Below are 26,817 nucleotides of genomic sequence, written 5' to 3'. Positions count from 1 at the left end.
AATCCGTCCACCAGCTGTCACATCCCCCCAGGCTGTGACGAACCGTCAGGCCTTGGTGCCGACCGCCTCGGCGATCGTGCGGAAGCCGCTGGCGCGCAGGTGGGCGCCCAGGCCCTTGTGCACCTTGCGCATCCAGAACGGGCCCTCGTAGATGAAGGCGCTGTAGCCCTGCACCAGGTCGGCGCCGGCCGTGATCCGCTCCCAGGCGTCGTCGGCGGTCTCGATGCCGCCGACCGAGACCAGCGTGAGGCGGCCCTCGGTGCGCTTGCGCAGGCGCTTGAGCACCTCCAGCGAGCGCTCCTTGAGCGGCGCGCCGGAGAGCCCGCCCATGCCGATCGCCTCGACCCGGTCGGCCGGCGCCAGCAGGCCGCCGCGGCCGATCGTGGTGTTGGTCGCGATGATGCCGTCCAGGTGCAGCTCCAGGGCGAGCTCGGCGACCGCGTCGATGTCCTCGTCGGCCAGGTCGGGGGCGATCTTGACCAGCAGCGGGACGTGGTACGGGGTGGCCTGGTCGGCGGCCTCGCGGACGGCTGCGAGCAGCGGGCCCAGGTGCGAGACGGCCTGCAGGTTGCGCAGCCCGGGGGTGTTCGGCGAGCTGACGTTGACCACCAGGTAGTCGGCGTGCGCGGCCAGCCGCTGGGTGCTCTTGACGTAGTCGGCGATCGCGTCGGCCTCCTCGACCACCTTGGTCTTGCCGATGTTGACGCCGATCACCGGGGTCGAGCTGGTGTGCGGGCGGGCGGCCAGCCGGGCCGCGACCCGGGCCGAGCCCTGGTTGTTGAAGCCCATCCGGTTGATCAGCGCGCGGTCCTCGACCAGCCGGAAGAGCCGCGGCAGCGGGTTGCCCGGCTGCGGCTCACCGGTGACGGTGCCGATCTCGACGAAGTCGAAGCCGAGCATCGACAGGCCGTCGACACCCACCGCGTTCTTGTCGAAGCCGGCGCCCAGGCCGAACGGGCCCGGCAGGTCGAGCCCGAGCGCGGTGGTGCGCAGCGCCCGGTCCTGCGGGGCCAGCACCAGCTTGACCAGCTGACGCAGGCCCGGCACCGAGGCGGCCAGCCGGATCCAGAAGAAGCCCAGGTGGTGGGCCTTCTCGGGGTCCATCTTCCGGAACACGAGGTTGAACAGGATCTTGTACAAGCTGGGAGGCCTTCCTCGCATGACGCGCATGACACATGACAGTGGGAGGCACCGGACCTTCGGTGCCCCCCACTGATGATGGAGCTACTTACGCGCGGAGTTGATCAGCGCCGCGTGCTCCTGCAGAGACATCACACCGACGTCGCCCCGGGTCAGCGCGTCGATGCCCTGGACGGCCGCACCCATCGCCTGGACGGTGGTCAGGCACGGCACGCCGCGCGAGACGGCCGCGGTGCGGATCTCGTAGCCGTCGAGGCGGCCGCCGGTGCCGTACGGGGTGTTGATGATCAGGTCGACCTCGCCGTCGTGGATCAGCTGCACGATGGTCCGCTCGCCGTTGGGGCCCTCGCCCTCGCTGTGCTTGCGCACCACGGTGGACGGGATGCCGCCGCGCTGGAGCACCTCGGCGGTGCCGGAGGTGGCGAGCACCTCGAAGCCCAGCTCGACCAGCGCGCGGGCCGGGAAGACCAGGTTGCGCTTGTCGCGGTTGGCCACCGAGACGAAGACCTTGCCCTTGGTCGGCAGCGCGCCGTACGCGCCGGACTGCGCCTTGGCGTACGCGGTGCCGAAGACCGTGTCGATGCCCATGACCTCACCGGTCGAGCGCATCTCCGGGCCGAGCACGGTGTCCACGCCGCGCCCGTGGATGTCGCGGAAGCGGCTCCACGGCATCACGGCCTCCTTGACGGAGATCGGGCAGTTCGCCGGCAGCGTGCCGCCGTCGCCCTCGGTCGGCAGCATCCCCTCGGCGCGCAGCTCGGCGATGGTGGCGCCGAGCGAGATCCGGGCGGCGGCCTTGGCCAGCGGGACGGCCGTCGCCTTGGAGGTGAACGGCACGGTCCGCGAGGCGCGCGGGTTGGCCTCCAGGACGTACAGGATGTCCCCGGAGAGCGCGAACTGGATGTTGATCAGACCGCGGACACCGACGCCGCGCGCGATCGCCTCGGTGGAGGTGCGCAGGCGCTTGATGTCGTAGCCGCCCAGCGTTATCGGCGGCAGCGCGCAGGCCGAGTCGCCGGAGTGGATACCGGCCTCCTCGATGTGCTCCATCACGCCGCCGAGGTAGAGCTCGGTGCCGTCGAAGAGCGCGTCGACGTCGATCTCCACCGCGTCGTCCAGGAAGCGGTCGATGAGCACCGGGTGCTCGGAGATCAGGCCCGCGTGCCGCTCCAGGTAGGAGGCGAGCGAGGGCTCGTCGTAGACGATCTCCATGCCGCGGCCGCCCAGCACGTAGGACGGGCGGGCGAGCACCGGGTAGCCGATCTCGTCGGCGATCGCCTTGGCCTCCTCGAAGGAGAACGCGGTGCCGTGCTTGGGGGCCGGCAGGCCCGCGTCGCGCAGCACCCGGCCGAAGGCACCGCGCTCCTCGGCCAGGTCGATGGCCTCGGGCTGGGTGCCGACGATCGGCACGCCGTTGTCCTTGAGCGCCTGCGCCAGGCCCAGCGGGGTCTGGCCGCCGAGCTGGACGATCACGCCGGCCAGCGGTCCGGCCAGGGTCTCGGCGTGCACGATCTCCAGCACGTCCTCCAGCGTGAGCGGCTCGAAGTAGAGCCGGTCGGAGGTGTCGTAGTCGGTGGAGACGGTCTCCGGGTTGCAGTTGACCATCACGGTCTCGTACCCGGCCTCGGCCAGCGCGAAGGAGGCGTGCACGCAGGAGTAGTCGAACTCGATGCCCTGGCCGATCCGGTTCGGACCCGAGCCGAGGATGATCACGGCGGGCTTGGTGCGCGGCGCGACCTCGCTCTCCTCGTCGTAGGACGAGTAGAAGTACGGGGTGTTGGCGGCGAACTCGGCGGCGCAGGTGTCGACCGTCTTGAAGACCGGGCGGATGCCAAGCGCGTGCCGCACCTCGCGGACCACGTCCGGCTTGAGGCCGCGGATCTCACCGATCTGCTGGTCGGAGAAGCCGTGCCGCTTGGCGTGCCGCAGCAGCTCCGGGTCGAGCCGGTCGGCCTCGGCCACCTCGGCCGCGATCTCGTCCAGCAGGAAGAGCTGGTCCACGAACCAGGGGTCGATCTTCGTGGACTCGAAGACCTCCTGCTGGGTGGCGCCGGCCCGGATGGCCTCCATGACCGTGTTGATCCGGCCGTCGGTGGGCACGGCGGCCTTGGCCAGCAGCGCGTCCTTGTCGCCGATCTCCCCGATCCAGGAGAACTGCGAGCCCTTCTTCTCCAGCGAGCGCAGCGCCTTGTTCAGCGCCTCGGGGAAGTTGCGGCCCATCGCCATGGCCTCGCCCACCGACTTCATGGTGGTGGTCAGCGTGGCGTCGGCGGAGGGGAACTTCTCGAAGGCGAAGCGCGGGACCTTCACCACGACGTAGTCGAGGGCCGGCTCGAAGGAGGCCGGGGTCTTCTCGGTGATGTCGTTGGGGATCTCGTCCAGCGTGTAGCCGACGGCCAGCTTGGCGGCGATCTTGGCGATCGGGAAGCCGGTCGCCTTGGAGGCCAGCGCGGAGGAGCGGGAGACCCGGGGGTTCATCTCGATCACGATGATCCGGCCGTCGTCCGGGTTGATCGCGAACTGGATGTTGCAGCCGCCGGTGTCGACGCCGACCTCGCGGATGATCGCGATGCCGATGTCGCGCAGCGTCTGGTACTCGCGGTCGGTCAGCGTCATCGCCGGCGCGACCGTGATGGAGTCGCCGGTGTGCACGCCCATCGGGTCGAAGTTCTCGATGGAGCAGACCACCACGACGTTGTCGTTGCGGTCGCGCATCAGCTCCAGCTCGTACTCCTTCCAGCCGAGGATGGACTCCTCCAGGAGCACCTCGGTGGTCGGCGACAGGGCCAGGCCCTGGCCGGCGATGCGGCGCAGGTCCTCCTCGTCGTGCGCGAAGCCGGAGCCGGCGCCGCCCATCGTGAAGGAGGGCCGGACCACGACCGGGTAGCCGCCGAGGGTGTCGACGCCCGCCATGATCTCGTCCATGGTGTGGCAGATCACCGAGCGGGCCGACTCGCCGTGGCCGATCTTGGCGTTGACCGCCTCGACCACGCCCTTGAAGAGCTGGCGGTCCTCGCCCTTGTGGATCGCCTCGACGTTGGCGCCGATCAGCTCCACGCCGTACTTGGCGAGCGTGCCGTTCTCGTGCAGCGAGATCGCGGTGTTGAGCGCGGTCTGCCCGCCGAGGGTCGGCAGGAGCACGTCGGGGCGCTCCTTGGCGATGATCTTCTCGACGAAGTCGGGGGTGATCGGCTCGACGTAGGTGGCGTCGGCGATCTCCGGGTCGGTCATGATCGTGGCGGGGTTGGAGTTCACCAGGATCACCCGCAGGCCCTCGGCCCGCAGCACGCGGCAGGCCTGGGTGCCGGAGTAGTCGAACTCGGCGGCCTGGCCGATCACGATCGGACCGGAGCCGATGACCAGGACGGACTTGATATCAGTGCGCTTGGGCACGGGTCAGCTCCCTGCGTTGGCGTGCGACGCCGTCATGAGGTCGACAAAACGGTCGAAGAGGTAGGCCGCGTCGTGCGGACCGGCGGCCGCCTCGGGGTGGTACTGCACGCTGAAGGCGGGGACGTCCAGGCACTGCAGGCCCTCGACGACGTTGTCGTTGAGGCAGACGTGGGAGACCTCGGCCCGGCCGTACGGGGTGTCGCTGACCTTGTCCAGCGGCGCCTCGACGGCGAAGCCGTGGTTGTGCGCGGTGACCTCCACCTTGCCGGTGGAGCGGTCCTGCACCGGCTGGTTGATGCCGCGGTGGCCGTACTTGAGCTTGTAGGTGCCGAAGCCCAGCGCGCGGCCGAGGATCTGGTTGCCGAAGCAGATGCCGAAGAGCGGGGTGCGGCGCGCCAGCACCTCCTGCATCACGGCGACCTGGTGGTCGGCGGTGGCCGGGTCGCCCGGGCCGTTGGAGAAGAACACGCCGTCGGGGGCGACCGCGTAGATGTCCTCGACCGTGGAGTTGGCGGGCAGCACGTGCACCTCGATGCCGCGCTCGGCCATCCGCTGCGGGGTCATCGCCTTGATGCCGAGGTCGACGGCGGCGACGGTGAAGCGCTTGGCGCCCACCGCCGGCACGATGTACGGCTCGGTGGTGGCGACCTCGGCGCAGAGGTCGGCGCCCTTCATCTCGGGCGCCTGGAGCACCCGGGCGAGCAGCTCGCTCTCCTCGGCCAGCGCGGGGCCGGAGAAGATGCCGACCCGCATCGCGCCGCGCTCGCGCAGGTGGCGGGTGAGCGCGCGGGTGTCGATGCCGCTGATGCCGACGACGCCCTGGTTCGCCAGCTCCTCGTCCAGCGAGCGCTTGGAGCGCCAGTTGGACGGGACCCGAGCGGGGTCGCGGACCACGTAGCCGGCCACCCAGATCCGGGCCGACTCGGGGTCCTCGTCGTTGACCCCGGTGTTGCCGATCTGCGGGGCCGTCATGACCACCACCTGGCGGTGGTAGGACGGGTCGGTGAGGGTCTCCTGGTAGCCGGACATGCCGGTGTTGAAGACCGCCTCGCCGAAGGTCTCGCCGGTCGCGCCGTACGCCTGGCCGCGGAAGGTCCGGCCGTCCTCCAGGACGAGCACGGCGGGCACGCGCTCCCGGCGCGCAGCCCGGGGCTGCCTCGTAGTGAGGGGGGCAGGTGCGGTCATGGTGTTACGCCTTCCGTCTTCGTCGTACGTGTTGCGAGTTCGGTGACCCAGCGGGTGTGCTCGTCCGGGTGGTCCAGCCGGAAGCCCGAGTCCAGCGCGCGGCCCTCCAGCGTCCAGGTGACGACCAGCAGCCCGGCCGGGACGACCTTGCCGGCGATGCCGGAGTCGGTCCGGGCGCCCGTCAGGCGCTCGGCGGGGATCCACAGGTCGTCCGCGCCAGGGCGGGCGACCAGCAGGCCGCGCTCGGTGAGGGTCAGCTCGGCCAGGCTGCGGACGCCCAGGCCGTGGGCCACCACCCGGTCGAGCCAGTTCCCGGCGGTGGTGCTGCCGTGGTAGCGGCCGCTGCTCTCCAGAATGGCCGGGCCGAGGTCGCTCGGCACGGCGGGCAGGGCCGGTAGGTCGGACTGCAGGTGCCGTCGCCAGTTCCAGCCCTGGCGCATCAGCCAGTAGACGATGCCGACCACGATCGCCAGGCCCACCGCCCAGCCGATGTAGTTGGGCCAGTTGCTGACCTTGGCCTGCTGCATGCCCAGCAGGAGCGGGCTCATGCGAGCTCGCCCGGCTCGACCAGCTCGCCGGCCAGCACGGTGGGCACCCCGCGCAGGAAGGTCGCGTGCACGCGACCGGGCAGTTCGAGCCCCCGGTAGGGAGTGTTGCGGCTGCGGGTGGCGAAGCTGTCGGGGATCACGGTGCCACGGTAGCCGGGATCGAAAAGCACCAGGTTGGCCGGCTCACCGACCGAGACGGGACGCCCGTGGCCGGACAGCCGCCCGATCCGCGCCGGGCGGTGCGACATCCGGTCCGCGACGCCCTCCCAGTTCAGCAGGCCGGTCTCGACCATCGCCTGCTGGACCACCGAGAGCGCGGTCTCCAGGCCGACCATGCCCATCGCGGCGGCCGCCCACTCGCACTCCTTGTCCTCCATCGGGTGCGGGGCGTGGTCGGTGGCGACGGCGTCGATGGTGCCGTCGGCCAGCGCCATCCGCAGCGCGTGCACGTCGTCGGCGGTGCGCAGCGGCGGGTTGACCTTGTAGACCGCGTCGTAGGAGCGCACCAGCTCGTCGGTGAGCAGCAGGTGGTGCGGGGTCACCTCGGCGGTGACCGGCCAGCCCTTGGCCTTGGCCCAGCGGATGATCTCCACCGAGCCGGCCGTCGAGACGTGGCAGACGTGCAGCCGGGAGCCGACGTGCGCGGCGAGCAGCACGTCACGGGCGATGATCGCCTCCTCGGCGACCGCCGGCCAGCCGCCCAGGCCCAACTCACCGGAGACCTGGCCCTCGTTCATCTGGGCGCCCTCGGTCAGCCGGGGCTCCTGGGCGTGCTGGGCGACGACCCCGTCGAAGGCCTTCACGTACTCCAGCGCGCGGCGCATGATCACCGCGTCGTCCACGCACTTGCCGTCGTCGGAGAAGACCCGGACGGCCGCGGCGGAGTCGTGCATCGCGCCGAGCTCGGCGAGCTTCTTGCCCTCCAGGCCGACCGTGACGGCGCCGATCGGCTGCACGTCGCAGTAGCCGGCCGCCTGGCCGAGGCGCCAGACCTGCTCGACCACGCCCGCGGTGTCGGCCACCGGGAAGGTGTTGGCCATCGCGTGGACGGCGGTGAAGCCGCCCTTGGCGGCGGCCTGGGTGCCGGTCAGGACGGTCTCGGCGTCCTCGCGGCCCGGCTCGCGCAGGTGGGTGTGCAGGTCGACCAGGCCGGGCAGCGCGATCAGGCCGTGCGCGTCGATGTCGACGTCGGCCTCGACCGTGAGGTCGGTGCCGATCTCCTGGATGACGCCCTCGGAGATGAAGATGTCCTGCGCGGCGCCGCCGAGGATCTGGGCGTTGCGGATCAGGTAGCTGCTCATGCGGCGTTCTCCGGGGCTTCGGTGCGGGGGGCGTCGGCGAGCGTGGCGCCGCCGAGCAGGAGGTACAGGACGGCCATCCGGATCGAGACGCCGTTGGCGACCTGCTCGACCACGGTGCAGCGCGGGGAGTCGGCCACCTCGGCGGTGATCTCCATGCCGCGCACCATCGGGCCGGGGTGCATCACGATGGCGTGCTCGGGCAGCCGGGCCATCCGGGTGCCGTTCAGGCCGTAGCGGCGCGAGTACTCGCGCTCGGTCGGGAAGAACGCGGCGTTCATCCGCTCGCGCTGGACCCGCAGCATCATCACCGCGTCGGTCTTGGCGAGCGTGCTGTCGAGGTCGTAGCTGACCTCGCAGGGCCAGTTCTCGATGCCGATCGGCAGCAGGGTCGGCGGGGCCACGAAGGTGACCTCGGCGCCCAGGGTGTTCAGCAACAGCACGTTGGAGCGCGCCACCCGGCTGTGCAGGACGTCGCCGACGATGGTGACCCTGCGCCCGGCGAGGTCGTGCCCCAGGCCCGGGTTGAGGTGGCGGCGCATCGTGAAGGCGTCCAGCAGGGCCTGGGTGGGGTGCTCGTGGGTGCCGTCGCCGGCGTTGATGACGCTGCCGTGCAGCCAGTCGGACTGGGCGAGGCGGGCCGGCGCACCGGAGGCGTGGTGGCGGATGACGACGGCGTCGGCGCCCATCGCCTGGAGGGTCAGCGCGGTGTCCTTGAGGCTCTCGCCCTTGGAGACCGAGGAGCCCTTGGCGGCGAAGTTGATGACGTCGGCGGAGAGCCGCTTCTCGGCGACCTCGAAGGAGGTCTTGGTGCGGGTGGAGTCCTCGAAGAACAGGTTGACGACGGTGCGGCCGCGCAGCGTGGGGAGCTTCTTGACGGCCCGGCCGGAGAGCTGGGCGAGCTCCTCGGCGGTGTCCAGGACCAGCAGCGCGTCGTCGCGGCTGAGGTCGGCGGCGGAGACGAGGTGGCGCTTCACGGTGCTTACTCCGGCAGGATCGGGTCGGCGGCGAGCGCCTGGGACGAACGGGCGGCGTAGTCGCGGTCGCCGACCAGGACGGCGTCGTGCCCGTCGGAGTCGGAGAGCCGGACCTGGACGGCCTCGCGCAGCGAGGTGGGCAGGTTCTTGCCCACGTAGTCGGCGCGGATCGGCAGTTCGCGGTGGCCGCGGTCGACCAGGACGGCGAGCTGGACGGCGCGCGGCCGGCCGATGTCGCCGAGCGCGTCGAGCGCCGCGCGGATGGTGCGTCCGGAGAAGAGCACGTCGTCGACGAGGATGACGAGCTTGCCGTCGATGCCGCCGGAGGGGATCTCGGTGTGCTCCAGGGCGCGGGCGGGCTTGAGCCGCAGGTCGTCCCGGTACATCGTGATGTCCAGGGTCCCGAGCGGGATCTCGCGGCCGGTGATCTGGGTCAGCCGGGCGTGCAGCCGGCGGCCGAGGTGGACGCCGCGGGTGTGGATGCCGAGGAGGACGACATCCTCGGCGCCTTTCGCGCGCTCCACGATCTCGTGGGCGATCCGGGTGATGACCCGGGAGATGTCCGCGCCGTCCAGAACCTGGTGCGGCGGACGTGGCTGGGTGGAGTCAAGTGATGCGGTCATGCCGAAGCCGACCTCCTTCCCCGCCTCACGGGACGGGCCTTAAAGGATGCCTTGGGGGGTGGCTGCCCAGTCGTGCCGGAAGCCTCATCCACACTACCAGGGCGATCACCCCGATACCGGTCGACCTTTATGTCGTGTTCACGCAGAGGTAGCAGACCATTCGCACGACTGCCCCATTCGGCTTGACGCAGCTACCTTACTCTACGTAACCTCACAGTGAGTTACGGAACAGACGTCGAACCCACCGGTAGGACGCTCTGGGTTGTGAGGCACCCCTCACTCCCCCGTGACCGCCATTGAACGCGAAACAAACTCGTCCGGGGAGACCAATGTCCAGCGACTACGCGAAGCAGCTCGGAGGCAAACTCCGAGCGATCCGCACTCAGCAGGGGCTCTCCCTGCACGGCGTCGAGGAGAAGTCCCAGGGGCGCTGGAAGGCGGTCGTCGTCGGCTCCTACGAGCGCGGCGACCGTGCGGTGACCGTGCAGCGCCTGGCCGAACTGGCCGAGTTCTACGGGGTCCCGGTGCAGGAGCTCCTGCCGGGCGGCACTCCGGGCGGTGCGGCCGAGCCGCCGCCGCGCCTGGTGCTGGACCTGGAGAGACTGACCCAGGTTCCGTCCGAGAAGGCCGGCCCGCTCCAGCGCTACGCCGCCACCATCCAGTCCCAGCGCGGTGACTACAACGGCAAGGTGCTGTCGATCCGTCAGGACGACCTCCGCACGCTGGCCGTGATCTACGACCAGTCGCCGTCGATCCTCACCGAACAGCTGATCAGCTGGGGCGTGCTCAACCCCGACGCCCGTCGCGCGGTGCGCGACGAGGACGCCGGCTGACCGTCCGCGGTAGCAGGATTTGCAGAAACGTCACGGCGCGGCCCCGGGGGGCCGCGCCGTACGTATGCCGACAGGGTGGCCGACGCGCGTCGGCCACCCTGTTGTCACGAACATGTAACTGAGAGTGAGATCATTTCCCGCGGGGCGCACGCGGGGCGCGGGCCAGCTGACGGGACTGGGCGACCAGGCGACCCGACTCGTCCCAGATCTCCGCGTCCTCCTCGAAGTACCCGCCGGCCAGGTTGCGGGTGGAGTGGCTGACCCGCAGCCAGCCGGGGACCGGACGCGCCCGCAGGTGGACCGTCAGCTCGATGGTGGGGGCCCAGCCGGGCAGGCCGAGGTCGAAGGTGACCGGCGGCAGCGCGTCCGCCACCAGCAGCAGCGCCAGCGGGTCGGGCAGGCGGCCGTCGGCGAAGCGGAACCAGCCCTGGATCCGGCCCTGCTTGGACGGCTGGCCGACCGCCCACCCGACGGTGGCCGGGTCGAGCCGCAGGTCGAAGCGCTGCAGCAGCTCGGCCTGCTCGATCAGCGACGGCGGCGCGTGCTCCATGCCGATGCACTGCTCCGGCGGCGGCATCACGGGCGGCGCGGCGGCGGTGTGCACCTCGCCCTCCTGGTCCGCCAGGTCGCCGAAGCTGGCAAGCACTCTCAACCGCTCGACCGAGCCACTGTCCTCGTCCTGGTAGAGCGAGGCGGTGGCGGTGGAGAGCGAGCGGCCGCGGCGCACGACGTCGGTGCGCACGCTCGCCGGGCCCGAGCGGGAGGCGGAGAGGTAGTAGCAGCTGATCGAGACCGGGTCGGGGTGCTCCGGCAGCTCCTGGGAGATCGCGTTGGCGGCGACGGCCAGCAGCAGGCCGCCGTTGATGCCGCCGCCGATCCGCCAGCCGGCGCCCAGCTCGCCGCGGTGCAGGCCATCGGGGCCCGGATGCAGGGCGATGGCCTGGTCGAACTCGCTGCTGCCGGTCGCGGTCACAGTCGTCATGGTGGGGCGCCCTTCGGGAAGCTACTGGTCAGTAGCCAACATACGCCAGCCCCGTGAACGCCCGATGGCCGCCGGACCAGGAGGTCCGGCGGCCATCGAAAAAAAGGGGTGTTACTGCGCCCGCCGAATGGAGGGCTTGAGCTCCATGAAACGGGCCAGCAGGCCGTTCACGAAAGCCGGGGAGTCGTCCGTGGAGTACTCCTTGGCGATCTCCACCGCCTCGTCCACGACGACGGCGTCCGGGACGCCGTCCTCCCAGATCAGCTCGTAGGCACCGATCCGCAGGACGTTGCGGTCCGCGATCGGCATCCGGTCCAGGGTCCAGCCCACCGAGTACGTGGAGATCAGCTCGTCGATCCGACGAGCGTGCTGGACGTAGCCCTCGACCAGCTGCATGGTGTACTCACCGACCTGCGGAACACCCTCGTCCGGCTTGGGGTCCCGTGCCCGGGCGACCCAGTCGGCGAGCACCGACAGCGGGTCGACGTCCCGGTGGTCGGCCTCGAAGAGGATCTGGAAGGCGCGCGTGCGGGCCTTGGTACGTGCGGCCGACACTTAGTCCTTCACCCGGCCGAGGTAGCTGCCGTCGCGGGTGTCGACCTTGATCTTCTCACCGGTGACGATGAAGAGCGGGACGGCGATCTCGGCGCCGGTCTCCAGGGTGGCCGGCTTGGTGCCGCCGGTGGAGCGGTCGCCCTGCAGGCCCGGCTCGGTCTCCTGGACGATCAGCTCGACCGAGGCCGGGAGCTCGATGTACAGCGGCGCACCCTCGTGCACCGCGACGAGGGCCTCGAAGCCCTCCAGCAGGTACTTGGCGTTGTCGCCGACGACGTCCTTGCTGACGAACATCTGGTCGTAGGTGTCCGTGTCCATGAAGACGAACTGCTCGCCGTCCATGTACGAGAACTGCATGCCGCGCTTGTCGACATTGGCGGTCTCGACCTTGGTGCCCGCGTTGAACGTCTTGTCGACGACCTTGCCGCTCAGCACGTGCTTGAGCTTGGTGCGCACGAAGGCGGGGCCCTTGCCCGGCTTCACATGCTGGAACTCGACCACGGACCAGAGCTGGTCGTTGTCGAGCTTGAGGACCATGCCGTTCTTGAGATCGTTCGTGGAAGCCACGGGCGCACTTACTCCTGCATCTAGCTGTCAAGGAACCAAGGGATGCGGCCTGGCCCCACGCGAGTGGGACTACAGGGCGAGGAGCTCCTTGGTGGTGATGGTGAGCAGCTCGGGCCCGCCCTCTTCGAGGGGGCGTACGACGAGCGTGTCCTCGATCCGGACCCCGCCCTTGCCCGGGAGATGGACCCCTGGGCCGACGGTGACCGGCACGCGGTTGTCCAGTTTACCCATGTCTGCCGGTCCCAGACGCGGCGCCTCCCTCACCTCCAGCCCTACACCGTGTCCCAACGGCCTCGGCGGGCTCTCCAGATGGCCCGCCGCCTGCAGGATGTCGCGCGCCGCGCGGTCGGCGGCGGCGGCCGGAACACCCGGTCCCAGCGCCTCCCGGCCGGCCCGCTGGGCCTCGAAGACCAGCCGGTGCAGCTCCACCTGCCAGGTGGCCGGGGCGGCGCCGATCACGAAGGTGCGGGCCGTGGAGACGGCATATCCGCGGTACTGGGCGCCGAGCGAGACGGTCAGGAAGTCGCCCTCCTCGACCCGCCGGTCGGTGGGCGGGTGGCCCGCCCGGCCGGAGTGGCTGCCGGTGCCCACCGAGACCGGGAAGGCCGCCCGATCCGCGCCGTGGTCGATCATGCGCCGCTCCAGCTCCATCGCCAGGTGCCGCTCGGTGCGCCCGACCAGGATGGACTCCAGCAGCTCGCCGAGCGCCTGGTCGGCGATCTCGGCGGCGATCCGCAGGTCGCCGATCTCGTACTCGTCCTTGATCACCCGCTGCCGCTCGACGGCGAAGTCCAGATCGGAGAACCGCACCCCGGCGGCCTGCGCGGACAGCGCCCGGTGGCGGCTGACGGTGAGGTCGTGGTCCTCGACCACCAGGTGGCCGACCCCCAGGGTGAGGGCGGCCGCGGTGGCGGTGGCGGCGGTGTCCTCGTCCGGCGCGGCGGCCAGGTGGGCCAGGTCGTCGGCGTACGGGTGCTCGCCGGTGTCGTCCGGCGGCAGGTCCGCGGGCAGCGCCAGCAGCGCCCGCTCCCGGGTCAGCAGCAGGGTGGCCCCGCACGGAGCGCAGCCCGTCAGGTATCGGACGTTCGCCGCGCTGGTGATCAGCGCCGCGTCGGCACCGACGGCACCGCAGTGCTCTCGGAGCCGCTCTCGGCGGGCCGCGTGCGCATCGGACATGCTCCGAGCCTACGAAGAGACACGCCCGGGCGCCTGTTCAGCGGGCCACGGAGGGGCAAGAAGGCAGTCTCACCCCTTTTCGCGTCCTACTCGGTGAACACGCGCATCAGATATGTCCCGTCAGGGAGCGCGAACGACAGGGTCACGTCGCCGTTGCGCCCCAGGTTCTCGGCCACGCGCTGCACAGCGTCGGGGCGCGTGAGGTAGCAGCCGAACCAGTCGTGTTGGAGCTCGCCGAGAGGCAGCGCTCTCATGGACTCCCAGAGTGCGGTGAGCGCGTCGGGGAGCCGGTTGAAGGTGGCCGGGTCGGTGATGCCGCTGATCTCCACTGTGACCGGGCCTGCCCAGGGGGCGGTGTCACGCTCGGGGTGTGTCATGGCTGGTCTGTCCCTTCCGGCGGTCCGTCCGGTGTTCAACTGGCCACCGCCGCAGCGCCGTTCTCCGGGCCGATCTCTGTCCATACGATTTTTCCGACATGCGGGCGGGGGCAGCAGCCCCACCGCAGCGAGAGCGACTTGACCAGGAACAGGCCGCGACCGGACTCGGCGTCACTGGCGACCGCGCGCAGAACCGGTTAGCGGTCGGCCCGTGCGTCGTGGACCTCGATCCGCAACCGGTCCTTGTCGACGTCGAGCGAGAGCCAGACCAGCTTTTCGCGGGGCGTGGCGTGTACGACGGCATTCGTGACCAGCTCACTGACCAGCAACAGGCCGATGTCCAGGAAGCGGTGACCGCCCTCGATCTCGGCCAGCAGGCCAGCCAGCAACCGCCGAGCCATCCCCGGCGACTGGTTGCTACGCGGCAGCCAGCAGTTGTTTTCGCCCGCGAACGCGGGCGGTTCATCAAGCGTTTCAGGCATGGCAAAAGCTCCGCTCACGAGCACGGGAACACCCGTTGACTAACCGTCAAGATCAATAGACGGCCATCCAACCCACCTCTCTGACGGTTAGTCAGCGAGTGGTCTATGTCACTATGGCAGTAATCTAGATTGCCTCGCTACCGCTTCAAGTCAACTAGTACGCTCTGGCGTTGACAGCACACGGCACCACCTGCGGAGTTGCCCTCATGCCTGCTGAGAAGACGTTCACTCGAATTACCGACCACTACCGGCGGCTGATACTGACCGGGGCTCTTCCCGCAGGCACCAAGCTGCCCAGCAACAAGGAACTCGCCACCAAGTGGGGTGTCGCGGTCGAGACCGTCCGAAGGGCGCTCTCCCAGCTCCAGGTCGAGAAGCTGATCCGCACCAGCCCGCGCGGCACCTTCGTGGCGGACGAGACCCCTGCGACCTCCAGCCCGGCCGACCGGCTCGAAGCCGTGCGTAGCACTATGCGGACCTTCATGGACGGCGAGACGAGCATCGTGGCGGCTGCTCAGCTGGTGGTGCCGCCCGTGTACGTCGCCGATCTGTTCGATCTCGACCACGGGGACCAGGTGGTCAGGCGGGAGTATGTCGCGGGCCGCAGCAGCGTGCGGACGCTGTTCGCCGTGGACTGGTACCCCGCCCAGTTCGCTGTGCTGGTTCCGGACCTGCTCAGCACCTCTCCTGGCAAGAACGACGGCCTGACCGCCCGCATCCTGGAGGCGACAGACCGCCGCGTCACCGCAGCCCGCGACGACATGCACGGCCGGGCGGCTGACGCGCGTGAGGCTGCTGCCCTCGGGCTCCCCGTCGGTGCGCCGATCCTCGCCGGTGCCAGTCGTTGGGGCGACGCCACGGGGATCATCCAGTACTCCGAGTGGTGCCTGCCGACCCGGTTGACGATCGGGTACGACTACAGCCTCTGACGGACTCCGACAGGTCGCAGGGCTGTCCCGCTGACCCGGCGTACTCCTACGGCGCGGTGGCGCGCCAGCCGTAGCCGGGCCTGGTAGGGAGGGGCGCGTGCACTGGTTCACCGCCCCCGCGTACGGGCATAGCAGGCTGGTCCTCCAGAAGGTCACCGCCGAAGCCATGTCCCTGGAGAAGTCGCTCAAATTCATCACCGATCTGAAAGACAGGCTCACCAAATGACCCACTACTCCGACGCTTCCGTCCTTGGTCTGACCTTCCGAAAGTCCTCCTACAGCAACGGCCAGGAGAACTGCGTCGAGTACGCCGTCCAGTCGGCCGCCAGCGCGGCCGTAGTCCGGGACTCCAAGGACCCGCACGGGCCCGCCCTGGTCTTCGCTGCGGGCGCGTTCGCCTCGTTCGTGGCTGGGATCAAGGCCGGAGAGTTCGGCACGGTCTGACCGCATCGCCGTGAGACCCCATCACTGCCGGTCGAGTGGTGGGGTCTCGGCGTAGTGCTGCGGCGCGGTGCCGGGCAGGAGCTGGCCGGGCCTGGTAGGGAGGGGCGCGTGCACTGGTTCACCGCCCCCGCGTACGGGCTGAGCAGGCTGGTCCTGCTGCGGCTGCTGGCCGCCGTCTACCTGGTCGGCTTCCTGGTCGCGGCCCGGCAGTTCCGGGCGCTGATCGGGGCGCACGGGATGCTTCCGGTGCCGCGGTTCCTGGCCTACGCGCCGTTTCGGCGTGCGCCGAGCCTCTTCCAGTTCGGCTACAGCGACCTCGGCTTCGCCGTCGTCGCCTGGACGGGCGCCGCGCTGGCGGCGGCCGTGCTGGCGGGCGGCGCGGACGCGGTGCCGCTCTGGGCGTCGATGCTGCTCTGGGCGGCGCTGTGGGTGCTCTACCTGTCGATCGTCAACGTCGGCCAGGTCTGGTACGGCTTCGGCTGGGAGTCGCTGCTGCTGGAGGCGGGCTTCCTGGCCGTCTTCCTCGGCAACGCCTCGGTGGCGCCACCCACCCCCGTGCTCTGGCTGTTCCGCTGGCTGCTCTTCCGGGTCGAGTTCGGCGCCGGGCTGATCAAGCTGCGCGGCGACCCCTGCTGGCGGGACCTGACCTGCCTGAAGTACCACCACGAGACGCAGCCGATGCCCGGGCCGCTGAGCTGGTTCTTCCACCACCTGCCGCAGCCGCTGCACCGGGTCGAGGTGGCGGCCAACCATGTCGCCCAACTGCTGCTCCCTGTCTGCCTGTTCCTGCCGCAGCCGGTGGCGGGGACGGCGGGGGCGCTGATGGCCGTCACCCAGCTCTGGCTGGTGGCCTCCGGCAACTTCGCCTGGCTCAACTGGCTCACCATCGCACTGGCCTTCTCCGCCGTCGAACTGCCGCACGGCACCAGCACCGCCGGGTCCGGCCCGCACTGGTTCCAGGGCGCGGTGCTGGCCGCCACCGCGCTGGTGGTGGGCCTGAGTTACTGGCCCGTGCGCAACCTGCTCTCCCGCCACCAGGCGATGAACCGCTCCTTCAACCAGCTGCACCTGGTGAACACCTACGGCGCGTTCGGCAGCATCAACCGGGTCCGGATGGAACTGGTGCTGGAGGGCACCGCCGAGCCGCGGATCACCCGGGGGACGGTGTGGCGCGAGTACGGGTTCCACGGGAAGCCCGGGGACGTGCGCCGGCTGCCGCGCCAGTTCGCGCCGTACCACCTGCGGTTGGACTGGATGATGTGGTTCGCCGCGATCTCCCCCGGGTACGCGCGGCCGTGGCTGCGCCCGTTCGTGAACCGCTTGCTGGTGAACGACCCGGCCACCCTGCGGCTGCTGCGCGACAACCCGTTCCCGGGCGCCCCACCCCTCTACGTCCGGGCCGTGCTCTACCGCTACCGCTTCACCACCGCCCACGAGCGGCGCGAAACCGGCGCCTGGTGGCACCGCACCCGCGTGCGCGAGTACCTCGCGCCGGTCAGGAGGTGAGGAGCAGCACCTTACCGAGGTTGGCCCGGGAATCGGTCAGGCCTGCTGGCAGCGGGGGCACCAGAAGAGGTTGCGGGCCGCGTGGGACTCGGTGCGGATCTCGGTGCCGCAGACCAGGCACGGCATCGCGGCGCGGCGGTAGACGTAGACCTCGCCGCCGTGGTCGTCCACCCGGGGCGGGCGGCCCATCGCCTCGGGGGTGTGCTCGGGGCGCACGGTGTCGATCCGGCCGATCGCGGCGCCCCCGTGCATCAGCTCCACCAGGTCGCCCCAGATCGCGTCCCACTCGGCCCGGGAGAGGTCGCGGCCGGCCCGGTGCGGGCTGATCGCGTGGCGGAAGAGCACCTCGGCGCGGTAGACGTTGCCGACGCCCGCCAGCACCTTCTGGTCCATCAGGAGCGCCGCCACCGTGCTGCGGCTGCGCGAGATGCGCTGCCAGGCGGCCTGCGGGTCGGCGTCGGCGCGCAGCGGGTCCGGGCCGAGCCGGGCGTGCACGGCGTCCTTCTCGGCCGGGGTGATCAGCTCGCAGGTGGTCGGCCCGCGCAGGTCGGCGTGGTGCTCGGCGTTCTCCAGCCGCAGCCGGATCAGCCCGACCGGCGCGGGCGCCGGGCCCGCGCCGAAGCTGAAGGCGCCGTAGAGGCCCAGGTGGATGTGCAGCCAGGAGTCGCCGAAGCCGAGGAAGAGGTGCTTGCCGTCCGCCTCGGCGGCGTCCAGGGTGCGGCCGTCGAGCAGCGCCGCGCCCTCGGCGAACCGGCCCTGCGGGCTGGCGACGGCCACCGGGCGGCCGCCGAAGGCGCGCAGGTTCTCGGCGGCGAGCCGGTGCAGGATGTGGCCTTCGGGCATGGCGGGTCAACTCTCGTACGGTGCGGGATGGTTCAGCGAACCGGCTGGCCGGTGAGGCGGGCGGTGACCACCCGGTCCAGGGCCTCGGCGGTGGCGGTCACGTCGAGCTGGGAGTTGTCGATGATCGGCAGGCCGGAGTTGTACCAGCCTGCCATCCGGCCGTGGATCCGGGCCACCTCCTCGTCGCTGAGCCGCCGGTTGCCGCTGCGCCGGGCGTTGCGGGCGAGCACCGAGTCCAGGCCCGGGAGCAGCACCACCGGGATCATGCCGGGGCCGATGTGGCGCTTCCAGCCGCCCAGGCCGATCGCCGGGCGGTCCGGGAAGACCGCGTCGTCGATGATGCACGAGATGCCGTTGGCCAGGTAGTTGCGGCAGGCAAAGCCGCAGGTGCGGCGGGCCAACCGGTACTGCGCCTCGGACGCGTTGTTCCAGCCGGACTGCGGGTTGGCGAAGCCGGACTGCACCCACTCGCGGACGTCGTCCAGGCTGATGTGCGCGGTGGTGGTGGGACGGCGCTCGGCCCAGTGCCGGGCGACCGTGGTCTTGCCGGCGCCGGCCGGGCCGATCAGCAGGACGGCGATCGGACCGGTGTAGGCGTGCGGGACGTGCGCCGGCAGGTGGACCGGCGCGCCGGTGGGCATGACGAAGTGCCCGGTCCCGCCGGGCGGCACGGCGGCGGACGGCGCGGCGGCCTGGACCCGGCGGGGCCGGTCGGCCGGCGGCGGGACGGGCGCGGGCACGGGCGCGGGCGCGGGCACGGCGGCGGGAGGAGCGGCAGGAGCGGCGCGAGGCCCGGCAGGAGGCCCGGACAGCGCGGGCGCGGGGGGCGGCGGTGCGGACGGCAGCACGGGCGGCGGGCCCTGCGGGAGCGGCGCGCTGGGCAGCGGCGGCGGCGGTCCCGGCGGCAGCGCTGCCCGCCTCGGCGCCGCCGGGTACGGCTGCACGGTCTGGCGCGGCGGCACCGGCGGTGGCGGGGCCAGCGGCCGCGGGGGCACCTGTTCCCCCCCTGCGTACTGCGTCACGGACACACCTCCCGTCCGGGACATTACACGGCGGCCCGGCAGGCGGCCCAGTCCGCCTGCCGGGCCGCCGGCCTCCTCGAGCAGCCGTGCTACCCCTTGGTGAGCTGGTCGGCGAGGGCGCGCAGGGCCAGCTCGTAGGAGCCCAGGCCGAAGCCCGCGATGGTGCCGGAGGCGACCGCGGCGATCACCGAGGTGTGCCGGAACTCCTCGCGCGCGTACGGGTTGGAGATGTGCACCTCGATCAGCGGCGCGGTCCGCTGGGCGGCCGCGTCGCGCATCGCGTACGAGTAGTGCGTGAAGGCACCCGGGTTGATCACCACGGGGGTCTTCTCGTCGGCCGCGCGGTGCAGCCACTCGATCATCTGCTGCTCGGAGTTGGTCTCGCGGACCTCGACCTCGAAGCCCAGCTCGCTGCCGAGCGCCGTGCAGCGCTCGACCAGTCCGGCGTAGCTGGTGGCGCCGTAGACGTCCGGTTCGCGGCTGCCGAGGCGGCCGAGGTTCGGGCCGTTCAGCACCAGCACGGCGCTCACGCCGACACCTCGGCGTACGCGGCGACCAGCAGCGACGGGTCCGGTCCCTCCAGGACGGAGGTCTTGGCCAGGCCGTCGAGCACGATGAAGCGCAGCAGGTCGCCGCGCGACTTCTTGTCGATCTTCATGGCGTCCAGCAACTTCGGCCAGGCGTCCCCGCGGTAGCTGAGCGGCAGGCCCACCGAGGCGAGCACGGTGCGGTGCCGGTCGGCCGCCTCGTCGTCCAACCGCCCGGCCAGCCGGCCGAGTTCGGCGGCGAAGACCATGCCGACCGAGACCGCGGCGCCGTGCCGCCACTTGTAGCGCTCGTTGCGCTCGATGGCGTGCGCCAGGGTGTGGCCGTAGTTGAGGATCTCGCGGCGGCCGGACTCCTTGAGGTCGCCGGAGACCACGTCGGCCTTGACCTGGATGGCGCGCCGGATCAGCTCGACGGTGTGCGGGCCGGCCGGAGTGGTGGCACCGGCCGGGTCGGCCTCGACCAGGTCCAGGATCACCGGGTCGGCGATGAAGCCGCACTTGATGACCTCGGCCAGGCCCGAGACGTAGTCGTGCTTGGGCACGGTCTCCAGGGTCGCCAGGTCGGCGAGCACGCCGACCGGCGGGTGGAAGGCCCCGACCAGGTTCTTGCCCTCGGCGATGTTGATGCCGGTCTTGCCGCCGACCGCCGCGTCCACCATGCCGAGCAGCGTGGTGGGCATGGCGATCCAGCGCACGCCGCGCAGCCAGGTCGCGGCCACGAAGCCGGCCAGGTCGGTGGTGGCGCCGCCGCCGAGGCCGATGACCACGTCACTGCGGGTGAAGCCGGTCTGCCCGAGGACCGACCAGCAGTACGCGGCGACGTCCGCGCTCTTGGCCTCCTCGGCGTTGGGCACCTGGAGGGCGATCGCCTCGTACCCCTCGCCGGCCAGGTCCTCGCGGATCACCTCGGCGGTCGCCTCCAGCGCCTCCGGGTGGATGATCGCCACCCGGCGGGCCTGCGTGCCGATCAGCGCGCCGAGTTCGCCGAGCAGCTGGTGCCCGATCAGCACGTCATACGGCTCGTGGCCGTCCGCGCCCCCGACGTGGATGGTGACGGTGCTGCTGCTCATACTGCCTTCAACTCCAGGGATTCCAGCACCGCGTCCGCGACCTGCTCCGGGGTGAGCCCCTCGGTGCCGATCACGGCGGCGGCGACCTCCAGGTACAGCGGCCGACGGGCCTCCATCAGCTCGCGCCAAGCCGCCCGCGGGTTGACCGCGAGCAGCGGACGCGGGGCGTCCAGGCCGACCCGCTTGACCGCGTCGGCCAGCGCCACCTCAAGGTAGACCACCGGCCGACCGGCCAGCAGCAGCCGGGTGGCGTCCGCCATCACGGCTCCGCCGCCGAGCGCCAGCACGCCCGGGTGGCTCTCCAGCGCGGCGGCGACGGCCTGCGCCTCCAGGGCGCGGAAGTGCGGCTCGCCCTCGTCGATGAAGATCTCCGGGATCGGCTTGCCGGCCAGCTGCTCGATGTCGGCGTCGGTGTCGCGGAACTCCGCGCCGAGCCGCTCGGCCAGCAGCCGGCCGACGGTGCTCTTGCCGGCCCCGGGCGGGCCGACCAGCACGACCAGTGGGCCGCTCATCGGATGATCAGGTGGTCGAGGAAGCTCTGGACGTTGCGACGGGTCTCCGAGACGTTGTCGCCACCGAACTTCTCGCTCACCGCGTCGGCCAGCACCAGCGCGACCATCGCCTCGGCGACGATCCCGGCGGCCGGCACGGCACAGACGTCCGAGCGCTGGTGGTGCGCCTTGGCGGGCTCGCCGGTGCGCACGTCCAGGGTCTGCAGCGCGCGCGGCACGGTGGCGATCGGCTTCATCGCGGCCCGCACCCGCAGCAGCTCTCCGGTGGAGAGGCCGCCCTCGGTGCCGCCGGAGCGGCCGGAGGTGCGGCGGACGCCCTCGGGGGTCGGCACGATCTCGTCGTGCGCCTGCGAGCCGGGGATCCGTGCCAGCTCGAAGCCGTCGCCGACCTCGACGCCCTTGATCGCCTGGATGCCCATCAGCGCGGCGGCGAGCCGGGCGTCCAGGCGGCGGTCCCAGTGCACGTGCGAGCCCAGGCCCACCGGCACGTTGTACGCGAGCACCTCGACGACGCCGCCGAGCGTGTCGCCGTCCTTGTGGGCCTGGTCGATCTCGGCGACCATCCGCTTGGCGGCGTCCGCGTCCAGGCAGCGCACCGGGTCCTCGTCCAGGCGCGCCTCGTCGCCGGGCAGCGGCAGCACGCCGGCCGGGGCCTTGGCCGCGCCCAGCTCCACCACGTGCGAGACCAGCTCGATGCCGCAGGTCTCCTTGAGGTACGAGCGGGCGACGGCGCCCAGCGCGACCCGGGCGGCCGTCTCACGGGCGCTGGCGCGCTCCAGGATCGGGCGGGCCTCGTCGATGCTGTACTTCTGCATGCCGGCCAGGTCGGCGTGGCCGGGGCGCGGGCGGGTCAGCGCCTCGTTGCGGGCCAGGCCCGCGAGGATCTCGGGGTCGACCGGGTCGGCCGACATCACCTGCTCCCACTTGGGCCACTCGGTGTTGCCCACCATGACCGCGACCGGGCTGCCCATGGTCAGGCCGTGCCGAACACCGCCGAGGAAGGTGACCTCGTCCTGCTCGAACTTCATCCGGGCGCCGCGACCGTAGCCGAGCCGGCGACGCGCCAGGGCGTCCGCGACCATCGCGGTGGTCACGGGCACGCCCGCGGGCAGGCCCTCCAGAGTCGCGACCAGTGCGGGGCCGTGCGACTCCCCCGCCGTCAGCCAGCGCAACGTACCCAACGGTGCTCCTTCGTCAGCGGTCCGGTCGCGGCGGGTGAGGCTGCGGGTCCGACCGGGATTCGTCTGCGGGCTCCGGCGTGCGGTGCCCTCGCCCGAATCCTTTCACGACTGAGGGCGGTATCGGTCCACAGTCCGGTTGGCGGACAGCACTCTCAGGCATAATGGGGGTGACCGCCTTCCTGCGGCCACCGGACGAGACGCGCCGTACCCGGACAGACAAGACGACGCACACTGTCAGGAGTGTGCCGTCATGGAGCAGGCCGTCCAGATCCTCGGGTCGATCCTCATACTGATCCCCTTCGCGCTGGCCCAGTCGGGTCGGCTCAGCCCGCGGTCCAAGGGTTATCTGATCTTCAACCTGTGCGGCTCGGCAATCCTCGCCGCCCAGGCCGCCGTCACTCTCCAGTGGGGTTTCCTGCTGCTGGAGGGGGTCTGGGCGATCGTCTCGCTGCTCGGCCTGGTCACCGTCCTGCGCGGCCGCGAGCCCCGCACCGAGCACTGACGTCCGGACGCTATCCGGCGGCCAGGGCCTGCTCGCCGGCGGCGCGCATCGCCGCGAGCGGGCCAGGGGTGATGCGGGTGAAGCGTTCGCACTGGAGCACCGCCTGATGGACCAGCAGGTCGAGGCCCCCCAGGATGGTGCCACCGCGCTCCGCGCAGGCCGCCGCCAGGGCGGTCGGCCACGGGTGGTAGAGAACGTCGAAGAGCACCCCGGGTGCGGCCGTCAGGCCCTCGGCGAAGGCGTCGGTGGCGCCGACCGGCGTGGTGGAGACGGTCAGCGGTCCGGCGAGTGCCTCGGCGCCCTGCTCCCAGGGCGCGGTGCGGACCGCCAGCCCGAGCCGCTCCCCGAGCGCCAGCATCTCGCGCGCCCGCTCCAGGCTGCGCACGTACACCGTCACCTCGCCGGTGCACACCTGCGCCAGCGCGGCCAGCGCGGAGGAGGCGGTGGCCCCGGCCCCGAGCACGGCGGCGGCCGGCACCGACGCCACCCCGCGCTCGCGCAGCGCGGCGACCAGGCCGGGCACGTCGGTGTTGTCACCCGTACGGCGGCCGTCGGCCTCGAAGACCACCGTGTTCACCGCGTCCACGGCCCGCGCCGTGGCGCTCACCTCGTCCAGCAGCGGCATCACCGCGCGCTTGAGCGGCATGGTCAGCGACAGGCCCGCCCACAGGCCCGGCTCGAGCCCCGCGACGAAGCCGGGCAGCCCCGCCTCGTCCACCTCGAAGCGCCCGTACTCCCAGCCCTCCAGGCCGAGCGCGCGGTACGCCGCGTTGTGCAGCACCGGCGAGAGCGAGTGCGCGATCGGCGAGCCGAGCACGGCGGCCCGGCGCTGGGGTGTGCTCATCGGTTCCTCAGCCCTAGTTGCAACTGGTGTTCTTCGCGTTGAAGCTCTGGCCGTGCGCGGCGCAGTTGGCCTTGACGGCCTTCGCGAAGTCGTCCTGGTTGTTGAAGAACAGCGTCTGCGTCGGGCTCGTCGCGTAGAAGAACTTCCAGTCACCCGGCGTCGGGTTCAGCACCGCCTTGATCGCGTCCGCGCCCGGGTTGGCGATCGGCGTCGGCGGCAGGCCCTGGTTGAAGTAGGTGTTGTACTTGTTCGAACCGTCGTTGATCTGCGCCGAGGTCAGCGTCTTGGCACCCACCGAGTACTCCAGCGTGGTGTCCATGCCCAGCGGCATGTGGGTGGCCAGGCGGTTGGAGATGACGCGAGCCATCTGGCCGAAGTCCACCGAGTTGTTGCCCTCGCGCTGGAGGATGCTGGCCTCGGTGATGACGTCGTAGGCGTTCTTCAGGCCGACCGCCTGCGCCCCCGCGTCCAGGCCGAGGCTGGTGTAGTTGCTGTTGGCGTTGCTGACCATCTGCTTGAGCAGGTCCAGCGGCTTCATGCCGTCGCCGATCGAGTACTTGGTCGGCCAGAGGTAGCCCTCGGGGTTGCCGTTGGCGGAGGCCGGCAGGCCGAGACTGGCCACCTGGCTCTTCGCCACGCCGGCCGTGGTGCCCACCGGGAGCTTCAGCTTGTTGTCGATCAACGTGTAGACGGCGCTGGCCGGTTGGCCCTCGGGGACGATCAGCGCGTCGCCACCGGCCGCGCTCAGCATCAGCTGGATGGCGGCGGCGGCGGACATCTGGTGGTGCATGGTGTAGAACCCCGGCTGGATGCCTCCCGCCTTGGGGAGGTTCTTGTTGAACGCGTCGCTGAACGCCTGGGCGCTCTTCACCACGTCGGCGTTCTTCAGCACGGTGGCCATGTCGGTGCCGGCCGCACCGGAGGCGATCTCGACCTGCACCTCGCCGGTGCCGTCACCGACGTAGTCGGCCGGCGGACCGAAGTGGCTCTTGTAGTAGCCGTAGCCGAGGTAGCCGACACCGCCGGCGCCGCCGAGCATCACGAGGGCGACCACCAGGCAGGCGCCGCGGTTGCGGCGGCCGGACTTCTTGCCCTTCTCCTTGCGCTTGCGCTCGGACTCGCGGCTGGTGTCCTGCTCCTCGCCGCCGAAGAACGGCGCCCGGTCCTCGTCCTCGGCGTACTCGTCCTCGGTGTGCCCGTCGTGCTCCGCGAGCTCGCCCTCGGCGTACTCGCCCTCGGCGTACTCCCCTTCGGGGTACTCACCTTCGACGTACTCGCCCTCGGCGTAGTCGCCCTCGGCGTAGAGCTCTTCCTCGTACTGCTCCTGCGTACCGGCGGCCGGGTTGTCCAGGGCTGCCGCCTCGGCCTCCCAGTCGATGCCGTCGGGGCCGGGCCCGGAGGGCTGCGGCGCGACCGGCGCGACCTGCACCACCGGGACGGCCTGCGTGACGGGGACGGGCTGTTGCTGCTGGTACTGCTGCTGCTGCGGGAACGCGCCCTGCGAGTAGCCCTGCTGCTGTTGCTGCTGGGGATACGGCTGCTGCTGCCACTGCTGCTGCTGCTCGTACGAGACCTGCTGCATCTGCTGCATCGGCTGCTGCTGGCCGGGGTGCATCGGCTGCATGGGCTGCATCGGCTGGCCCTGCTGCTGCACGAACTGGCCCTGCTGGACGTAGCCCTGCTGCTGGCCGTACGGCTGGCCCTGCTGCGCGAACTGGTCCTGCCCGTACGGTCCCTGCTGGTGCGGGATGTGCTGCTGCTGCGCGTACGGGTCCTGCCCGACGTAGCCCTGCCCGTCGGGAACGACGACCTGCTGCGCCTGCTCCCCGTACCCGGGCTCGGCGGGGTTCCACGGCTGGGAGCCGTAGCCCCGACCCTGATCAGTCATCGAATCCCTTTTGCCGACGGAGACGGACGGTTGATCGGACCGGCCGTCCGGGACGGCGTCCCGGCAACGTCTCGAACCGGCGTGCTAGCGCAACGCCTGTTGGGAGACGTTACCGTACCGCACGGTAAAGCCTCGGATCCCGTCCTCGCGCACAGTGGCCCGCAGCGGCCTCAGGACGGGCTCGCGCTGGGCGAGGGAGCGTGTTGCGCCTGGTACGCGTTGAAATCGTCGACGTTCTTCTTGTGCTGTTGCTCACTATCGGTGAAGCGGGTGTCCCCCGGCTGCACGGTGACGAAGTAGAGCCAGTCCCCCTGCGCCGGATTCAGCACCGCGTCCAGCGCGTCGTGCCCGGGGCTGTCGATCGGCGTCGGCGGCAACCCGGGGTGCTGGTAGGTGTTGAACGGCGAGTCGAGCCTGGTGTCGGTCACCGTGGTGTGCAGCGTCGTGCGGCCGAGCGCGTAGTTCACCGTCGAGTCGAGCTGCAGCGGCATCCCCTTGGCCAGCCGGTTGTAGATCACCCGGGCCACCTTGGCCATGTCGTCGGGGTTGTCCGCCTCGCCCTGGACCAGGCTGGCCATCACCAGCGCCTGGTAGGCGGTGATCCCGTTGCCGGTCGCGTCGCCGTCCAGCTCGTCGGTGCCGGCCTCCACACCGGACTGCTTGACCATCTGCTGGAGCAGCGACAGCGGCGTGCTGTCGCTGGTGACGCTGTAGGTGGACGGGAAGTACAGGCCCTCGGGGTTGCCGCCCGCGTAGTCGGGCAGGCCGAGCTCGTCGCGGTGCTGGTCGGCGGCGTACTGCGCGCTGCCGGAGGGCAGTTTGAGCCGGCGGTCGATCGCGGCGTAGATCTGGGTGGCGCGCCAACCCTCGGGGACGGTCAGGCCGTTGGCGTTGGCCGGGTTGCCGAGCACGGTGAGCGCGGCGGCTGCGGACATCTGCCGCCTGAGCGTGTAGGTGCCGGGCGAGATCCGCTGGCCGGTGGCCTGGGCGGCGACCGTGGTGAAGGCCTTGGTGCTCGCCACCACCTTGTGCTGTACCAGTAGTTGCCCGATCCGGGTCAGGCTCGCGCCCTGCGGGACGGAGATCTCCACCGAGCCGGTGCCGGCGCCCGGGTAGTCGGCCGCCTGCGGTGTGCCCCGGTGGCCGAACAGCTGAACGCCGACCAGCAGGACGCCGCCGGCCAGCAGCGCGAGCAGCAGCGCGGTGAGGCCGCAGGCCAGGCCCGTGTGGTCGGGCCGGGCATCGGAGCGGGACGGCTGGGGCGTCGCCGGGCGTCGCTCCTGCGGCCCGGGCTCCAGGGCCGGTGCCCCGAGGTGCCCGGGGGTGAGGCCGGGGGCCGAGTCCTGGTCCATGGGTCGAGAGCCTCCGCGGCTGGGCGCAAACGTCAGGGGG

At 71.3% G+C, this 26,817-nt stretch carries 28 protein-coding genes and 1 riboswitch; of the genes, 6 read left to right on the top strand and 22 right to left on the bottom strand.

Features of this window, described 5'->3' with window-relative positions:
• Positions 1-45 precede the first annotated feature (45 nt).
• The 7 genes from P3T37_RS02735 to pyrR form a co-directional block, all read right to left on the bottom strand.
• Complete coding sequence (locus P3T37_RS02735) at positions 46-1,140, bottom strand: quinone-dependent dihydroorotate dehydrogenase (RefSeq protein WP_280721754.1); 1,095 nt, start codon at positions 1,138-1,140, stop codon at positions 46-48.
• An 84-nt stretch (positions 1,141-1,224) separates the two neighbouring features.
• Positions 1,225-4,533, bottom strand: a complete 3,309-nt coding sequence (gene carB / locus P3T37_RS02730; RefSeq protein ID WP_280721753.1) for a carbamoyl-phosphate synthase large subunit — start codon at positions 4,531-4,533, stop codon at positions 1,225-1,227.
• Between the two features lie 3 nt (positions 4,534-4,536).
• Positions 4,537-5,718: a glutamine-hydrolyzing carbamoyl-phosphate synthase small subunit gene (gene carA, locus P3T37_RS02725; RefSeq protein WP_280721752.1), complete on the bottom strand. Its 1,182-nt coding sequence runs from the start codon at positions 5,716-5,718 to the stop codon at positions 4,537-4,539.
• Entirely contained in the window at positions 5,715-6,266 is a 552-nt protein-coding gene (locus P3T37_RS02720; protein ID WP_280721751.1) for a hypothetical protein, read from the bottom strand. The genes carA and P3T37_RS02720 overlap by 4 nt, the downstream gene beginning before the upstream one ends.
• Positions 6,263-7,567 carry a dihydroorotase gene (locus P3T37_RS02715; protein ID WP_280721750.1) on the bottom strand — a complete coding sequence of 435 codons (1,305 nt, stop codon included), beginning with the start codon at positions 7,565-7,567 and terminating at the stop codon, positions 6,263-6,265. The genes P3T37_RS02720 and P3T37_RS02715 overlap by 4 nt, the downstream gene beginning before the upstream one ends.
• A complete protein-coding gene (locus P3T37_RS02710; RefSeq protein WP_280721749.1) occupies positions 7,564-8,541 on the bottom strand; it encodes an aspartate carbamoyltransferase catalytic subunit in 978 nt (325 codons plus the stop codon). The genes P3T37_RS02715 and P3T37_RS02710 overlap by 4 nt, the downstream gene beginning before the upstream one ends.
• A 5-nt stretch (positions 8,542-8,546) precedes the next feature.
• A complete protein-coding gene (gene pyrR, locus P3T37_RS02705; RefSeq protein WP_280721748.1) occupies positions 8,547-9,164 on the bottom strand; it encodes a bifunctional pyr operon transcriptional regulator/uracil phosphoribosyltransferase PyrR in 618 nt (205 codons plus the stop codon).
• 329 nt (positions 9,165-9,493) lie between these two features.
• On the opposite strand from pyrR, the gene P3T37_RS02700 reads away from it, so the two are divergent.
• Positions 9,494-9,997, top strand: coding sequence for a transcriptional regulator (locus P3T37_RS02700; RefSeq protein WP_035795779.1), 504 nt, complete (start codon positions 9,494-9,496; stop codon positions 9,995-9,997).
• 130 nt (positions 9,998-10,127) lie between these two features.
• Here the strand turns inward: P3T37_RS02700 and P3T37_RS02695 are convergent, their stop codons facing one another.
• The 6 genes from P3T37_RS02695 to P3T37_RS02670 all read right to left on the bottom strand — a co-directional run bounded on the left by P3T37_RS02695 (position 10,128) and on the right by P3T37_RS02670 (position 14,136).
• The gene (locus P3T37_RS02695) at positions 10,128-10,979 is read right to left on the bottom strand and encodes a thioesterase family protein (protein ID WP_280721747.1); all 852 of its coding nucleotides are present in this window, start codon (positions 10,977-10,979) and stop codon (positions 10,128-10,130) included.
• A 111-nt stretch (positions 10,980-11,090) separates the two neighbouring features.
• Entirely contained in the window at positions 11,091-11,534 is a 444-nt protein-coding gene (gene nusB / locus P3T37_RS02690; protein ID WP_280721746.1) for a transcription antitermination factor NusB, read from the bottom strand.
• Positions 11,535-12,101 carry an elongation factor P gene (gene efp, locus P3T37_RS02685; protein WP_280721745.1) on the bottom strand — a complete coding sequence of 189 codons (567 nt, stop codon included), beginning with the start codon at positions 12,099-12,101 and terminating at the stop codon, positions 11,535-11,537.
• 69 nt (positions 12,102-12,170) lie between these two features.
• Positions 12,171-13,277: an aminopeptidase P family protein gene (locus P3T37_RS02680; RefSeq protein WP_280721744.1), complete on the bottom strand. Its 1,107-nt coding sequence runs from the start codon at positions 13,275-13,277 to the stop codon at positions 12,171-12,173.
• An 86-nt stretch (positions 13,278-13,363) separates the two neighbouring features.
• Positions 13,364-13,654, bottom strand: a complete 291-nt coding sequence (locus tag P3T37_RS02675; RefSeq protein ID WP_280721743.1) for a hypothetical protein — start codon at positions 13,652-13,654, stop codon at positions 13,364-13,366.
• Between the two features lie 197 nt (positions 13,655-13,851).
• On the bottom strand, positions 13,852-14,136 hold the full coding sequence (locus P3T37_RS02670; protein ID WP_280721742.1) for an ATP-binding protein: 285 nt from the start codon (positions 14,134-14,136) through the stop codon (positions 13,852-13,854).
• 206 nt (positions 14,137-14,342) lie between these two features.
• Between P3T37_RS02670 and P3T37_RS02665 the strand changes: the two genes are divergently transcribed.
• From P3T37_RS02665 to P3T37_RS02650, 4 genes are all read left to right on the top strand, one after another.
• Positions 14,343-15,065 carry a GntR family transcriptional regulator gene (locus P3T37_RS02665; RefSeq protein ID WP_280721741.1) on the top strand — a complete coding sequence of 241 codons (723 nt, stop codon included), beginning with the start codon at positions 14,343-14,345 and terminating at the stop codon, positions 15,063-15,065.
• Between the two features lie 97 nt (positions 15,066-15,162).
• Positions 15,163-15,291 carry a hypothetical protein gene (locus tag P3T37_RS02660; protein ID WP_280721740.1) on the top strand — a complete coding sequence of 43 codons (129 nt, stop codon included), beginning with the start codon at positions 15,163-15,165 and terminating at the stop codon, positions 15,289-15,291.
• Positions 15,288-15,509, top strand: coding sequence for a DUF397 domain-containing protein (locus P3T37_RS02655; protein WP_280721739.1), 222 nt, complete (start codon positions 15,288-15,290; stop codon positions 15,507-15,509). Before P3T37_RS02660 ends, P3T37_RS02655 begins: the two co-directional genes overlap by 4 nt.
• A 108-nt stretch (positions 15,510-15,617) precedes the next feature.
• On the top strand, positions 15,618-17,015 hold the full coding sequence (locus tag P3T37_RS02650; RefSeq protein WP_280721738.1) for a lipase maturation factor family protein: 1,398 nt from the start codon (positions 15,618-15,620) through the stop codon (positions 17,013-17,015).
• Between the two features lie 36 nt (positions 17,016-17,051).
• Here P3T37_RS02650 and P3T37_RS02645 read toward each other — a convergent pair whose 3' ends face one another.
• The 6 genes from P3T37_RS02645 to aroC all read right to left on the bottom strand — a co-directional run bounded on the left by P3T37_RS02645 (position 17,052) and on the right by aroC (position 22,191).
• The gene (locus P3T37_RS02645; RefSeq protein WP_280721737.1) at positions 17,052-17,858 is read right to left on the bottom strand and encodes a zinc finger domain-containing protein; all 807 of its coding nucleotides are present in this window, start codon (positions 17,856-17,858) and stop codon (positions 17,052-17,054) included.
• A 32-nt stretch (positions 17,859-17,890) separates the two neighbouring features.
• Positions 17,891-18,766 (bottom strand): AAA family ATPase, encoded by an 876-nt coding sequence (locus tag P3T37_RS02640; RefSeq protein ID WP_280722103.1) that lies wholly within the window; start codon positions 18,764-18,766, stop codon positions 17,891-17,893.
• Between the two features lie 203 nt (positions 18,767-18,969).
• The gene (gene aroQ, locus P3T37_RS02635) at positions 18,970-19,410 is read right to left on the bottom strand and encodes a type II 3-dehydroquinate dehydratase (RefSeq protein ID WP_280721736.1); all 441 of its coding nucleotides are present in this window, start codon (positions 19,408-19,410) and stop codon (positions 18,970-18,972) included.
• Complete coding sequence (aroB, locus tag P3T37_RS02630) at positions 19,407-20,498, bottom strand: 3-dehydroquinate synthase (protein WP_280721735.1); 1,092 nt, start codon at positions 20,496-20,498, stop codon at positions 19,407-19,409. The genes aroQ and aroB overlap by 4 nt, the downstream gene beginning before the upstream one ends.
• Positions 20,495-21,010 carry a shikimate kinase gene (locus P3T37_RS02625; protein WP_280721734.1) on the bottom strand — a complete coding sequence of 172 codons (516 nt, stop codon included), beginning with the start codon at positions 21,008-21,010 and terminating at the stop codon, positions 20,495-20,497. Before P3T37_RS02625 ends, aroB begins: the two co-directional genes overlap by 4 nt.
• Positions 21,007-22,191 (bottom strand): chorismate synthase, encoded by a 1,185-nt coding sequence (gene aroC / locus P3T37_RS02620; protein ID WP_280721733.1) that lies wholly within the window; start codon positions 22,189-22,191, stop codon positions 21,007-21,009. The genes P3T37_RS02625 and aroC overlap by 4 nt, the downstream gene beginning before the upstream one ends.
• A gap of 166 nt (positions 22,192-22,357) precedes the next feature.
• Positions 22,358-22,422, top strand: a riboswitch (guanidine-III (ykkC-III) riboswitch).
• 19 nt (positions 22,423-22,441) lie between these two features.
• Here aroC and P3T37_RS02615 point away from each other — a divergent pair.
• Complete coding sequence (locus P3T37_RS02615) at positions 22,442-22,693, top strand: hypothetical protein (RefSeq protein ID WP_280721732.1); 252 nt, start codon at positions 22,442-22,444, stop codon at positions 22,691-22,693.
• Positions 22,694-22,703: 10 nt separating this feature from the next.
• Here P3T37_RS02615 and P3T37_RS02610 read toward each other — a convergent pair whose 3' ends face one another.
• The 3 genes from P3T37_RS02610 to mltG (P3T37_RS02600) all read right to left on the bottom strand — a co-directional run bounded on the left by P3T37_RS02610 (position 22,704) and on the right by mltG (P3T37_RS02600) (position 26,777).
• On the bottom strand, positions 22,704-23,537 hold the full coding sequence (locus tag P3T37_RS02610; protein WP_280721731.1) for a shikimate dehydrogenase: 834 nt from the start codon (positions 23,535-23,537) through the stop codon (positions 22,704-22,706).
• Between the two features lie 13 nt (positions 23,538-23,550).
• Positions 23,551-25,425 carry an endolytic transglycosylase MltG gene (gene mltG / locus P3T37_RS02605; RefSeq protein WP_280721730.1) on the bottom strand — a complete coding sequence of 625 codons (1,875 nt, stop codon included), beginning with the start codon at positions 25,423-25,425 and terminating at the stop codon, positions 23,551-23,553.
• A gap of 170 nt (positions 25,426-25,595) precedes the next feature.
• The gene (gene mltG, locus P3T37_RS02600; protein ID WP_280721729.1) at positions 25,596-26,777 is read right to left on the bottom strand and encodes an endolytic transglycosylase MltG; all 1,182 of its coding nucleotides are present in this window, start codon (positions 26,775-26,777) and stop codon (positions 25,596-25,598) included.
• Positions 26,778-26,817 lie beyond the last annotated feature (40 nt).

Source organism: Kitasatospora sp. MAA4 (assembly GCF_029893355.1).
GTDB lineage: Bacteria > Actinomycetota > Actinomycetes > Streptomycetales > Streptomycetaceae > Kitasatospora.
The sequence above is the reverse complement of the archived record's forward strand: the minus strand, read 5'-3'. Positions and strand labels throughout refer to the sequence as shown.